This is a genomic window from Comamonas odontotermitis (assembly GCF_020080045.1).
Taxonomy (GTDB): Bacteria; Pseudomonadota; Gammaproteobacteria; order Burkholderiales; family Burkholderiaceae_C; genus Comamonas; species Comamonas odontotermitis.
In genome coordinates this window covers 3,408,732-3,420,802 of record NZ_CP083451.1, presented here as the reverse complement: position 1 = coordinate 3,420,802, position 12,071 = coordinate 3,408,732, and the positions used below count along the sequence as shown (strand labels likewise).

Here is a 12,071-nt window from a genome sequence, read left to right as displayed (position 1 = left end):
AGGGCGCCTGGCTGGCGCGGGAAAACCCGCTAATTATCGGCGCTACTGGGATTCCCGTGCAGGCAAAGCCCGAGAACTCTTCTATAAGACTGTCAGGAATACATGGCACGAAATGTGGTCTGTGGCGGGTCGCTAGCTCGTACAGGTGACAAAAAAGGACACCCGGAGGTGTCCTGCGCTGTGTCCCGGCGGCGTCTGCCGCAGGCTTTACGGCTTGGCGCCCATGTTCAGCAGGTTCATCTTTTGTCCATTGACGATCACGTCCCCTGGTTTCTGGTCTGCCTTACAGGGCCCGATCCATTTGGCAACCATGGTGGTTTTGCTGCCCGAGATACCGGCCATTGGCGGGCTGAAGGTCGAGTCGGCAGTCATGGTGTATTCCTGCTCGAAATCACCGGACATCACGCTTTTGGATTCCAGCTTGGACGGTCCCATCTGGCAGATGGAGTGGCCCACATACTTGTTGCCTTCCTTGGCGTTGTCATTTTTCTCGCATTTCATGCCGGCCATCATGCCTGCCCCCATCTTCTGGAGCGCCTGGTCGCTGGCCTTGTCCACGCACTGCAGCGTGACCTGTTCGGGGTTCTTGGTGGCCCCGGTGGTGCCGTTGGTGGTGATCTGCCACAGGCCGGCCTTGCGGGCAGGGTAGTCGAGTGCGGACGCGGTCAGTGGTATCGCTGCTGCAATCAGACAAGCTGCAGTGACGCGTGCGGTATATCGGGAGGCGATGGATGGACGAGAGATGCGCATGGAATTCCTTGGTTTTGGATTGAATATGGCTGGTGCCCATGGGGCAGATGGTGCAGCCAATTATTCATGGATGGCGCCATGCGCGGGTCGAAATTTGTAACCGACGCTGGTCTCCTGGATTTGTGGGATGAGAGATCAGTGCTGTTTGAATTGACGGCATTTCCTGTCAGGCGGGCTCGCACAGGACATGGTGCAATGGGGTGAGTCGCCAGTGGCGATGGCTGTGGTAGCTGCCCCGCGGCTCAAAGACCAGAGAGGTTGTCATGAGTGAACTGGATACCAGGCACCGCAATGCATTGCCCAATGATGAATTCGCCTTTCCTCACCAGCGCAAATTGCCGCGGGAAGATGCATCCCATGTGCGCAACGCGGTTGCCCGTTTCAACCAGGTGGGCGATGTCAGCGATGATGAGCGTGACTATGCATGGTCGCGCATACGGAGTGCGGCCAGAAAGTTCGGTGTTGCCATCAGCGAAAAGAGCTGGCGTGAGTTGGGCAAGGGCTGAGCGCAGGGTCAGGAATCATCATTTTTCATCAGGAGTCATTTCATGGCGGCGGTTCGGCAGGAAAAAGATACGTTCGGTTTGATCGATGTGCCCAGCAACAAGCTATGGGGCGCGCAGACACAGCGCTCGATCCAGAACTTCAATATCAGTGGTGAACACCAGCCGCGCGAGATCATTCACGCGCTGGCCCAGGTGAAGAGGGCCTCTGCCACGGTCAACCACAAGCTGGGCCTGCTGGATGAAAGGAAAGCGCGGGCCATCGTGGCTGCAGCCGACGAAGTGATTGCAGGCCAGCACCCGGATGAGTTTCCGCTGGTGGTGTGGCAAACGGGCTCGGGTACGCAGACCAACATGAATGTCAACGAGGTACTGGCCAACCGTGCAAGCGAGCTGCTCGGCGGTGAGCGCGGCGAATCACGCCTGGTGCACCCCAATGACGATGTGAACAAGAGCCAGTCGAGCAACGACGTCTACCCCACGGCCATGCATGTGGCGGCGGTGACGGCCGTCGAGCAAAAGCTGCTGCCTGCGATTGCGCAACTGCACCGTACGCTCAAGGCCAAGAGCATCGAATTTGCCGACATCGTCAAGATCGGCCGCACCCATCTGCAGGATGCCACGCCATTGACACTGGGGCAGGAAATTTCAGGATGGGTGGCACAGCTGGAGCATGGCGAGCGCCACATCAAGGCCGCGCTGCCGCATTTGTACGAGCTGGCGCTGGGCGGCACGGCGGTGGGCACGGGCTTGAATGCACCCAAGGGCTATGCGGAAGGCGTGGCACAGGAGCTGGCGGCCATCACCGGCTACCCCTTCATCACCTCGCCCAACAAGTTTGAATCGCTGGCCAGTTGCGATGGTCTGGTGCATGCGCATGGTGCCCTCAAGACCTTGGCTGCCAGCCTGATGAAGATTGCCAATGATGTGCGGTGGCTGGCCAGTGGCCCGCGCAGCGGCCTGGGTGAGCTCTCCATTCCCGAGAACGAGCCGGGCTCTTCCATCATGCCGGGCAAGGTCAACCCCACGCAGTGCGAAGCCATGACCATGCTGTGCGCCCAGGTGTTCGGCAACGACGTGGCCATCAACTTTGGGGGCGCATCGGGCAATTTCGAGCTCAATGTATTCCGTCCGCTGGTGGCGCATAACTTCCTGCAAAGCGTGCGGTTGCTCGCCGATGGCATGGTCAGCTTCAATGACCATTGCGCTGTGGGGATTGAGCCCAACCGCGAGCGCATTGCAGAGCTGGTCGGGCGTTCGTTGATGCTGGTGACGGCGCTGAACACCCACATCGGCTACGACAAGGCAGCTTTCATCGCCAAGAAGGCGCACAAGGAAGGCTCCAGCCTGCGTGATGCGGCGATTGCCAGCGGCCATGTGACGGCCGAGCAGTTCGACCAATGGGTGGTGCCGGAGCAGATGGTCGGCAACCTGTAAGCACCGTTGCTGGTGTGAAAAAGGGATCCGCAGGCCGGATCCCTTTTTCCTGCGCGTTCTGACAAGGAAAGCGCTTTTTTTCAGAGCGCGCTGCCTATTGGTCAGACTGCGGACGGCGCACGGTGCGGAAAACATACTTCAGCGCATCGCCCACGGTGCTTTCCCACACGGGCCATTCATGCTTGCCGTTGACGATGCGCAACTCGGCCGGCTGCTTGTTCTTGCGCAGCAGGCTGTAGAGCTGGGTGGCTTCGGATTCGATCATGAACTCATCGTCATCGCCGCTGTTGATGTACATCGGCACGCTGACCTTTTTGGCCAGGAACTGCTCCCACAGCACCGGGTAGTTGTAGCTTTGCCAAACCGTTCGGCTGTACGCGCCGTCGGTATTGGGCTCGGCAAACACCTTCACAAACCGGGCAGAGGAGTCGGCGGGCGGCTCAGGGTTGTAGATGGCCGGGCTCAGCAGAGCAGCAGCCTGGAATTTCTCCGGGTACTTGAGCACGTAGCGCAGCGCACCGTATCCGCCCATCGACAGGCCGCCAATCACGCGGCCATCACGGGTCTTGAGGGTACGGTACTTGCCTTCGACATGCGGCACCAGGTCATTGAAGAAAGCGGTTTCCATCTTTTCTTTCAGATCAACATACCAGGTGGTGCCGGCATCGGGCATCACGATGATGGCGGGCGGGATCTGGCCGCTCTGGATCAACTGGTCGGCAGTCTGCAGCAGGTTGCCCTTGACGGGCCAGTCGTTGCGCGCGCCATCATTGCCGTGCAACAGATACATCACCGGGTAGCGCAGCTTGCTGTTGGTGTCGTAGCCTGTGGGCAGATAGACGTTGTAGGTCCAGCTGCGCTGCAAGGTCGGGCTGTTGAATTCGGCAGCCTCGATGCTGCCAGCCCACACTGGTGCTGCGCACAAAGCAATGCCTGCTGCCGCTATCCATCCATTGATGTGTAGGCGGTATGAAGGGGATGGGGTGTACATGGTGTCTCCTGGTGGTGTGATTGCCAACGCACTGTAGAGCGCGCAAGTCCCCCGGCAAGTTCCTCCAGTCGGGCTGCCAGTCGCTCGCGCGACGCGGGGGCCACCGTCTGGTGACGATGCCTGCTATTGAATTTGATGCCTCTGCGCTTACCGGACGGACATGGCAGGCTTGCAGCTTGATCAATATCAGTATGGGCTGGGCATTTTGGGGCGATAAGCTACCCAGGCTGGCGTTGGCTGCTTTCCACGGGGTGTACAAGCGGAAGAGGGGTGACGGGCCTGATCACAAGGAGGTGGATTTGTATCGCTATTTCAGAATGTCGATGGCCGTCTGCGCTGTGGCCGTATTGTCGGCGTGTGCATCGAGTGGATCGCTCACTGCGCAAGAGACGCCATCTCCAAAGCAGGCTACGCCAATGGGCTCCGTCCAGGGATCGGCTTGGGTGCATACCGATGCCAGCCTGAAAGCGGCCGTTGAAAACGCCTGGGTGGTACTGCCTGCTTCCGTAACCAGTGGGGCGGTGTACGCGGGCTTGCTGAAGAATGCGCCACCAACGCGTGGCAAGGCGCCACTGGTGGTGTTTGTGCATGGATCTTCGGGTGTGGCTCCGGCCATCAAGACATGGCAGCAGTGGCTTGCAGATTCGCTGGGCATTGCGAGCTTGACCGCTGACTCCATGCAACTGGCGGACCGCATGACTTACAAGTCACCCGTGGCGCCGGAAATTTATGAAAAGATTCACGCCATGCGCGCACAGGAACTGGCTGCAGCGGTTGGCGCCGTAACTGCGCTGCCTTGGGCCGATCCGCAGCGGCTGGTGATTGCCGGTACCAGCGAAGGCGCGGTGGCGGTAGCGCGTTACCAGGCAGCATCCGCGCCGCAGGAGAAGGGTCGCATGATCTTCAGCTGGAGTTGTGAGGACAACTACCATGTGCAGGCCCACCGTTCGCAGTTGCCGCAGACGCTGCCGGTGCTCAATATCATGAGCAGTACCGACATGTATTTTTCCAAGGCCAACCCATGGTTGGACAACCCGGATGCAAAAGGCCATTGCGCAGAAGCCCTGGCCATGAACAAAGTCTCAAGCATTGTCCTGATTCCAGGCGCGCCGCATACGCTGTTTAACTTGCCGCAAGCCCAGCAGGCACAGGCAGGCTTTTTGCGCGGCGTTCTTGCGCTGCGCTGAGTACCCGCACCGCGTGCCTCACTCGGCCAATACGGGTTGGCGGGCCTGGCGCAGCAGGGAATAGCCCAGCGCTGCCAAAACCAGCAGCATGACTGCGTTGATCGCAGACCAGCCCAGGGTCTGGATCAGAACGCCGCAACTGAAGGACATGGCCGCCGCACTGCCATTGTTGGCCCATTCCATCAAGGGCTGGGCCTGCGGTGCCTCTTGCGGGGTGCAGGCCTGCGACAGCAGGGTCGTTCCTGCAAGAATCATCAGGTTCCAACCTGCGCCCAACAGCAAGGAACTGACCAGAAACGGAAAGAACGCCTGCCCTGTCAGCGCCACCGCAGCGCTGATGGCCAGCAGCACTGCTCCCAGCCAGGCGATGCGGCGCGCGCCAAACCGATCCACCGCCTTGCCAGCAACGAGCGATGGCACAAACATGCCCAGCACATGCCACTGGATGACATGGGTGGAGTTTGCCAACGAGTGCCCCGCGCCATGCATGGCCAGCGGTGTGGCATTCATCACCAGAATCATCAAGCCATGGCCGCAGGCGCTGAGCATGATGGCCTGGCGAATGGCGGGACGCTGCCACAGTTGGCGACGCGAAAGGCTGGCGCTGGAGCCAGAGGAGGCTGCACCGGTCATCGGCGCTTTCAGGCTGGCGGGAAGGAGCTGCAGCAGTGCGCAGGCTAGTAGCGCGAGGGCTGCAATCGCTACATAGGCACCCGCCATGGGCATGGTGAGCGCCCCTGAGGCATGAATGGCCAGGCTGGGAGCGAGCAGGGCGGCTGCAATGCCGCCGGCCAGTACCCAGGCTGCGGCGCTGCCCTTGTACTGTGGCTCCATGCCATCAAGCGCCGCAAAACGATAAAACCCGGCTGATGCCTGGTAACAGCCCAGCAGCACCATGGCGCCGCAAAACAACGCAAAGCTGCCGATGTACACCGCCCAGGCAGCCAGCAGCCCAGCGGCCACGCCCATCAGCGCGCCATATTGCAGGCCGCGCGCGCGGCCATGGCGTTGCATCCAGCGCGAGAGGCGCCCAATTGCCAGCAGGTTGCCAGCGACAAGCAGGGTCAGCGGTACGGTGGCGAGCACCGGCCATGGTGCCAGGCGCTGCCCCACCAGTGCCGTGAGCGCGATGCCGATGATGGAGCACGACCAGTACAGCGCCTGGGCAATGCTGAGCGTGAGCAGTTGAGGGTGGCGGCGCACGAGCATACAGAGCTTTCCTTGTTATCAAAAATGAGCGTTCCGCACCCTGATGGCGGTCATCAGGGCAGGTTTTTGTAAGAAAGAGGAAACGGCAGCCGCCTAGCCTGCGCCAAAACGCTCGGCAAAGGCTTGTGGACTGACTGCCAGCGTCTTGTGAAAGCTACGGCGCAGGTTTTCCGGGTGACCGAAACCGCACAGCCGCGCCACGGTGGCAATCGACGCTTGCCGTTGGCTCAGCAAGGTGGCAGCGGCTTCGACCCGCACCCGCTCTACATACTTGCCGGGTGAGGTTCCCAATTCCTGTCGGAAAACGCGGGCCAGAGTGCGTGGCGGCAAGCAGGCCTGGGCCGCAAGTTGTTCGACGCCCAGGTCGTCGCCCAGGCGGCTGGGAATCCACTCCAGCAGGCGCGCGAGGCGCGGCGCCTGGGTGGTTTCGGCGGCCAGCAATGGGCTGAACTGGGCCTGCCCGCCCGGCCTGCGCACAAACATCACCAACTGTCGCGCTACGGCGAGCGCCATGGCACGGCCCAGATCGGCCTCCACCAGGCTGATGGCCAGATCAATGCCTGAGGTGACTCCGGCCGAAGTGAAGATGTGCCGCTGCTGTGGATGCGCGGCGTCGTAGGTGTGGAGCCGGTCACCATCGATATGGATATTACGTGCGAGCCCCGCCAGATCCTGCAGGCGACACCAGTGTGTGGTGGCAGGCAGGCCATCGAGCAGGCCCGCGCGCGCCAGCACCAGAGCGCCCGAGCATACCGAGCCGAGCCGCTGCACCCTGGGCGCCACGCGCTGCACCCACTGGCGCAGCGCTGCGTTGTGCTGGGCGTCTTCGATGCCGTCTCCCCCAGGGATCAGCACCGTGGTATTGGCCGCAAGGCGCAACTGGCGCAGGCCGTGGCTCGCAACCATCTGCAGTCCGCAAGACAGCATGACCGGCCCCGCATCCAGCCCGGCAAAAGTCAGCTGGTAGAAGGCTGGCAGGCCCTGGCGCCTGCGCACATCGTTGGCTGTGGCAAACACCTGCATGGGGCCGGTGATGTCCAGGCTCATTGCGCGCGGGTAGGTCACGCAGACCACGCGGTGGCCTGGTTGGGCGGCACAGGTGGCGGCGTTTGAGGCAGGTGGCTGGGGGAGAGGCATGCCGCCAGTGTGCGAAAAAAATGCTTTGGCCGCAATGACATTGATCGCACAGATTCAGCCATTTACTGAAAGAGAGACCGCAGGGTTCTGACGCTGCTCAGCTCGGTGAACGCGTTGCAACGGCCACACACCATCAGAAAAGCGCAGTGAAAGAGCCGGTTGGCAATGCCTACAAAGCAGTCGGGTGGAGCGGGAATGGAATCAGAACCTGTTTACGATGTGCGCAATATTTCAGGAAACTCTTTATGCCCTTCGATCACCGCTCAAACCCGTTGACTCCTGTCAAGGCTCGTGTGCTTGCCACCTTGATGGAAAAAGCCCGTACCGTGCCGGACAGCTACCCGCTCACGCTCAATGCCCTGGTCACCGGCTGCAACCAGAAATCCAGCCGCGATCCCGTGATGGAGGTGACCGAAGGCGAAGCCGCAGAGGCGCTGGACGAGCTGCGCCAGCAGGGGCTGGCAGTGCAGATCAGCGGCAGCCGAGCCACCCGCTGGGAACACAACTTTCCGCGCGGTGTGGGTGTGCCCGATCAATCGGCGGTGCTGCTGTCGCTTCTCATGTTGCGCGGCCCGCAGACTGCCGGGGAGCTGCGTATCAATTCCGAGCGCTGGCACCGCTTTGCTGATATTTCTTCGGTCGAGGCCTTTCTGGAGGAACTGCGCGAGCGCAGCGAAGAGAAAGGCGGCCCACTGGTGCTGCAACTGCCACGCGCTGCAGGCGCGCGCGAGCAGCGCTGGGCACATCTGCTGTGCGGCCCCGTTGATGTGGCAGCACTGCAAAGTGCAACCGGCAGTGCGCCTGTATCCGCCGGCCTGCAGCACCGTGTGGAATCCCTGGAGACGGAAGTTGCCCAGCTGCGTGCCACGGTGCAGCAACTGTGCGATGCGCTGGGCGTGGAGAGCCCCCCGCAACGCGCGGGCGACGAGGCCTGAATGCTCTATCGACGGTAAGACAGCGCAAAGCCGAAGAAGCCGCTCATGAAGCCAGACTGGTACACAATGGGCGGTTGAAAATCACCACGGTGGGTGTGCACAAAGAGGTTGCATGCCAGCCAATTCACTTGAAGATGCCATGAAGCCATTACACCAGCCAGGAATCCTGCAAGATCTGCCAGCGGTCAGCCGCTATCAATTTTGGAACGTGTCCGGTGACGCGGTAGCCGTGCGCAAGGCGCTTGGCCAATTGCAGAACTGGGCCGATGGCGTGAATGCCGTGGTGGCCCTGGGCGAGCCACTGGCCCAATTGCTGGGCGTGCAGGTGCCGGGGCTGCGCAACTTTCCTTCCATCAAGGGGCCCAAGGGCGAGTTGCCGCTGACGCCGCACGCGCTGTGCCTGTGGCTGCGTGGCGCCGAGCAGGGCGACTTGCTCAAGGCGTCGCGCGAGGCGGCTGCTTTTCTGGCGCCTGCATTCACCTGCGTGCAGGTGCTCGACTGCTTCCGCCACGGATGGAATGGCAAGGATGTGGTGCGCGACCTGACGGGCTATGAAGACGGCACCGAAAACCCGAAGGATGGCGAAGCCGTGCACGCGGCCATTGCCGATGGCATGGGGCAGGGGCTGGATGGCGGCAGCTACTTTGCGGTGCAGGAATGGCTGCACGACCAGGAGGCCTTTGCTCGCATGACGGCCCTGCAGAAGGATCACATGATTGGTCGCCGCCTGTCGGACAACGAGGAGCTAGAAGATGCGCCCGAGTCCGCCCACGTCAAGCGCACCGCACAGGAGAGCTTCACGCCCGAAGCGTTCATTTTGCGGCGCAACATGCCCTGGTGGCGAGTCAAGGCGGATGGCAGCGACGAGATCGGCACCATCTTTGCGGGCTTTGGCCGCAGTTTCTACGCTTTTGAGGTGCAGATGCGCCGCATGGCGGGCGAGGAGGACGGCATTGTCGATGGCTTGTTCCAGATGTCCAATCCGGTGAAGAATTCGTACTACTGGTGCCCGCCCATGAAGGATGGCAAGTTGGACCTGCGCGCGCTGGGCCTGTAAGCGCCAGACAATATGCGTCGGCCATCACGGCCAAGATATCTAAATTAAAAAAATGATAGCTGCCAGCGCCCTATCAATGGGCGCTGGCAGCTTTTTTCATCGATAGACGTGCGTTACACGTGGGCGCGGCGTTGCACCACCACAAACCGGTCTGCCACAAAGGCCAGGTTGGTGTAGCTGGCATTGGCAGCCGGATTGCCGCCGGTGGCATGGAAATCAGAGAACGCCGCGGATTGATTGACGTAAATGCCCTGTGTCAGATTGATGGACAGCGCCACCCTGCCGCGCAGGCTGACCCGTACGGCCTGATCGATATAGGCCGGGTTCTGCGAGTACACGCCCAGCGTGAGCGCGCCATGCTGCTGCAGGGTGTTCTGCGCAACGGACAGGGCTGCCGCACCATCCTTGACCGCCACCAGGTACGCCACCGGGCCAAAGCATTCCTGGTTGTAGATGGCGCCGTCGGCCTCGGTCAGCGCAACCAGTTGCGGCGTCTGCAACACCGCTTGCGGAAACTGCGGATGTGCTATCTTTTGTGAAGCGTGTACCACGCGGCCCACTCGTGCAGAGGTCGCAATTCGCTCGGATGTGGCAGGCGATGCAATCGCCCCCAGCACCGCAGTGGCCACGCGCGGATCGTCCAGCAGGGTGGCCAGCGCCGCGCCCAGATCCCGGCCGATCTGGTCAAAGCTCTTGTGCCCTTCGTTGGTGGCGATGCCGTCCTGCGGAATCAGGATGTTCTGCGTGGTGGTGCACATCTGCCCGCTGTACAGCGCCAGCGTGAAGGCGAGGTTCTTTATGGTGGCCGCGTAATCGCTGGCCGATTCGAGGATCACGGTGTTGACGCCTGCCATCTCGGCATACAGGCGCGCCTGCTTGGCATTGCTCTGCAGCCAGTTGCCAAAGGCGGTGCTGCCGGTAAAGTCGATCAGTGCCACCGCAGGATTGGTTGCGAGCGCCTGCGTGTCTTCGTTATGGGGGCACAGGCCCAGCTGCACCACATTGGGGTCAAGGCCTTGCTCGCGCAGCACATCACGCAGAATCGCAATCGTGATTGCCATGGGCAGCACGGCATTGGGGTGCGGCTTGACGATGACCGGGTTGCCGGTCGCCAGGCTGGCGAACAGGCCGGGATAGGTGTTCCAGGTGGGGAAGGTGGCGCAACCCAGCACCAGGCCGATGCCGCGTCCCACCACCTCGAAATGCTTTTGCATGACCAGGGGCGGATTCTTGCCCTGCGGCTTTTCCCAGTGCGCGGATGCAGGAATGTCGGCTTGCGCCATCCATGCATAGGCAATGGCTTCGAGTGCGCGGTCCTGCGCATGAGGCCCTCCCGCCTGGAAGGCCATCATCGGGCCCTGGCCACTGGTCAGCATGACGGCGTGGGTGATCTCGTGCGTGCGCTGGTGGATGCGGGTGAGCGCCTCCAGCAGCAGGCCGACACGGCCTTGCGCGCCCAGCGCTTGCCAGCCGGGCTCCGCTGCCTGTGCTGCAGCCACCAGATCTGCTGGTGCGCAATCGGGGTAGCGCACATTCAAAGCCACGCCGTAGGGCGATTGCTCGGTCGCCACCCAGCCGCGTGTTGCGGTCTGCTCGAGCGGAAAGTCGCTGTTGAAATATGCCTGGGCGGCAGCCTGACCGTCGGCCTGCGCCGTTTCGCCATACACCTTGGGTGAGGGGTTTTCGGGAAAGGCGCTCCAGTATTCGCGGGTCTTGGCGGCGCGGACGGCTTGGTCCAGCAAGGCTTGGTGCTTGTCAAACAAGGTCATGCATGTCTCCGGGTGGGTGGGGGTTGGGTGCGGATGCTGCAATAGACGCCAGAAAGCCACCGCATGAACCAAGGCAAATTTTTTGGTGACTGCGGGTTTTCTCTGAGGCTTTTATGACTTGCATCAACACCTGAGAGTCAGTATATTATTTACCGAACGGTCGGTCAAAGAGATTTGCTGAAATTTGACCAGCATCAACGACAAAAGCCAGCCAGGTACCACGTTGTAGAAAGCACGGACATGCCAGAAGCGAGCCCAACCACGAATCCATCCGGCGAACCGCTGGTGCTGCAGGAGCGCCGGGGCAGCGTATGCATCATTACGCTCAATCGCTCGCAAGCGCTCAACAGTTTCACGCAGGCCATGCACCGCGCACTGGCATCTGCGTTGCGGGCAGCGGCTGCCGATGCTGACGTGCGCTGCGTGGTGCTGACTGGAGCCGGGCGTGGTTTCTGCGCAGGGCAGGATCTGGCCGATGAGGGTGCCGCACCAGCGCCTGCAGGCGAGGAGCCTACGGATTTGAGCGTGCTGATCGAGCGCCATTACCAGCCCCTGTGCGAGCAGTTGCGCGCCATGCCGGTTCCGGTGATCGCGGCGGTCAATGGCGTGGCGGCTGGCGCGGGCGCCAATATCGCGTTGTGCTGCGACCTGGTGGTGGCGGCAGAATCGGCCAATTTCATCCAGGCGTTCACCAAGATCGGCTTGCTGCCTGACAGTGGAGGCACTTGGTTGCTGCCGCGCCTGGTGGGGCGCCAGCGCGCACTGGGCATGGCATTGCTGGGTGACAAGCTGCCCGCAGCCGAGGCAGAGCGCATCGGGTTGATATGGCGCTGTGTGCCGGATACCACCTTTCTGGCGGAGGTGGAAATCCTTGCCAGCCGCCTTGTCTCCATGCCGACCCAGGCCCTCGTGACCACGCGCCGCGCCATGGATGCGGCGCAGGACCTCGAATTTTCCGCATCGCTCGCGCTGGAAGCACGCGAGCAAAAGCGGCTGGGCAGCGCCCACGACTACCTGGAAGGGGTTGCTGCCTTCATGGCCAAGCGCGCACCCGCTTTCAGTGATCGCTGATGCACACCTTTCATTCTGGAGATTG

General features: G+C 61.7%; 11 protein-coding genes. 6 read left to right on the top strand and 5 right to left on the bottom strand.

Going from position 1 to position 12,071, the window contains the following annotated elements; all coding sequences use genetic code 11:
* Nucleotides 1-207 precede the first annotated feature (207 nt).
* Nucleotides 208-750 (bottom strand): DUF3617 domain-containing protein, encoded by a 543-nt coding sequence (locus LAD35_RS15805; protein ID WP_224149955.1) that lies wholly within the window; start codon nt 748-750, stop codon nt 208-210.
* A 263-nt stretch (nt 751-1,013) separates the two neighbouring features.
* Between LAD35_RS15805 and LAD35_RS15800 the strand changes: the two genes are divergently transcribed.
* Together LAD35_RS15800 and fumC are read left to right on the top strand one after the other, a co-directional pair.
* Nucleotides 1,014-1,256, top strand: a complete 243-nt coding sequence (locus tag LAD35_RS15800) for a DUF6582 domain-containing protein (RefSeq protein ID WP_224149954.1) — start codon at nt 1,014-1,016, stop codon at nt 1,254-1,256.
* Nucleotides 1,257-1,298: 42 nt separating this feature from the next.
* Nucleotides 1,299-2,690 (top strand): class II fumarate hydratase, encoded by a 1,392-nt coding sequence (fumC, locus tag LAD35_RS15795; protein ID WP_224149953.1) that lies wholly within the window; start codon nt 1,299-1,301, stop codon nt 2,688-2,690.
* 94 nt (nt 2,691-2,784) lie between these two features.
* On the opposite strand, the gene LAD35_RS15790 is transcribed toward fumC, so the two are convergent.
* Nucleotides 2,785-3,681, bottom strand: a complete 897-nt coding sequence (locus LAD35_RS15790; RefSeq protein ID WP_224149952.1) for an alpha/beta hydrolase — start codon at nt 3,679-3,681, stop codon at nt 2,785-2,787.
* Nucleotides 3,682-4,097: 416 nt separating this feature from the next.
* Here LAD35_RS15790 and LAD35_RS15785 point away from each other — a divergent pair, with 416 nt between their 5' ends.
* A complete protein-coding gene (locus LAD35_RS15785; protein ID WP_224149951.1) occupies nt 4,098-4,868 on the top strand; it encodes a dienelactone hydrolase family protein in 771 nt (256 codons plus the stop codon).
* 18 nt (nt 4,869-4,886) lie between these two features.
* Here the strand turns inward: LAD35_RS15785 and LAD35_RS15780 are convergent, their stop codons facing one another.
* Entirely contained in the window at nt 4,887-6,077 is a 1,191-nt protein-coding gene (locus LAD35_RS15780) for an MFS transporter (protein ID WP_224149950.1), read from the bottom strand.
* Between the two features lie 93 nt (nt 6,078-6,170).
* Nucleotides 6,171-7,214 (bottom strand): GlxA family transcriptional regulator, encoded by a 1,044-nt coding sequence (locus tag LAD35_RS15775; protein ID WP_224149949.1) that lies wholly within the window; start codon nt 7,212-7,214, stop codon nt 6,171-6,173.
* Nucleotides 7,215-7,459: 245 nt separating this feature from the next.
* Between LAD35_RS15775 and LAD35_RS15770 the strand changes: the two genes are divergently transcribed.
* Both LAD35_RS15770 and LAD35_RS15765 read left to right on the top strand, forming a co-directional pair.
* A complete protein-coding gene (locus LAD35_RS15770; protein ID WP_224149948.1) occupies nt 7,460-8,149 on the top strand; it encodes a YceH family protein in 690 nt (229 codons plus the stop codon).
* A 139-nt stretch (nt 8,150-8,288) separates the two neighbouring features.
* Complete coding sequence (locus tag LAD35_RS15765; RefSeq protein WP_224149947.1) at nt 8,289-9,206, top strand: Dyp-type peroxidase; 918 nt, start codon at nt 8,289-8,291, stop codon at nt 9,204-9,206.
* 113 nt (nt 9,207-9,319) lie between these two features.
* On the opposite strand, the gene paaN is transcribed toward LAD35_RS15765, so the two are convergent.
* Nucleotides 9,320-10,975: a phenylacetic acid degradation protein PaaN gene (gene paaN / locus LAD35_RS15760; RefSeq protein WP_224149946.1), complete on the bottom strand. Its 1,656-nt coding sequence runs from the start codon at nt 10,973-10,975 to the stop codon at nt 9,320-9,322.
* Nucleotides 10,976-11,215: 240 nt separating this feature from the next.
* On the opposite strand from paaN, the gene LAD35_RS15755 reads away from it, so the two are divergent.
* Complete coding sequence (locus LAD35_RS15755; protein ID WP_224149945.1) at nt 11,216-12,046, top strand: enoyl-CoA hydratase-related protein; 831 nt, start codon at nt 11,216-11,218, stop codon at nt 12,044-12,046.
* The last annotated feature ends 25 nt before the right edge of the window (nt 12,047-12,071 follow it).

Coding starts and splice junctions, on each gene's coding strand:
- LAD35_RS15805 (WP_224149955.1), bottom strand. CDS start 750: ATGCGCATCTCTCGTCCATCCATCGCCTCCCGATATACCGCACGCGTC.
- LAD35_RS15800 (WP_224149954.1), top strand. CDS start 1,014: ATGAGTGAACTGGATACCAGGCACCGCAATGCATTGCCCAATGATGAA.
- fumC (WP_224149953.1), top strand. CDS start 1,299: ATGGCGGCGGTTCGGCAGGAAAAAGATACGTTCGGTTTGATCGATGTG.
- LAD35_RS15790 (WP_224149952.1), bottom strand. CDS start 3,681: ATGTACACCCCATCCCCTTCATACCGCCTACACATCAATGGATGGATA.
- LAD35_RS15785 (WP_224149951.1), top strand. CDS start 4,098: ATGGGCTCCGTCCAGGGATCGGCTTGGGTGCATACCGATGCCAGCCTG.
- LAD35_RS15780 (WP_224149950.1), bottom strand. CDS start 6,077: ATGCTCGTGCGCCGCCACCCTCAACTGCTCACGCTCAGCATTGCCCAG.
- LAD35_RS15775 (WP_224149949.1), bottom strand. CDS start 7,214: ATGCCTCTCCCCCAGCCACCTGCCTCAAACGCCGCCACCTGTGCCGCC.
- LAD35_RS15770 (WP_224149948.1), top strand. CDS start 7,460: ATGCCCTTCGATCACCGCTCAAACCCGTTGACTCCTGTCAAGGCTCGT.
- LAD35_RS15765 (WP_224149947.1), top strand. CDS start 8,289: ATGAAGCCATTACACCAGCCAGGAATCCTGCAAGATCTGCCAGCGGTC.
- paaN (WP_224149946.1), bottom strand. CDS start 10,975: ATGACCTTGTTTGACAAGCACCAAGCCTTGCTGGACCAAGCCGTCCGC.
- LAD35_RS15755 (WP_224149945.1), top strand. CDS start 11,216: ATGCCAGAAGCGAGCCCAACCACGAATCCATCCGGCGAACCGCTGGTG.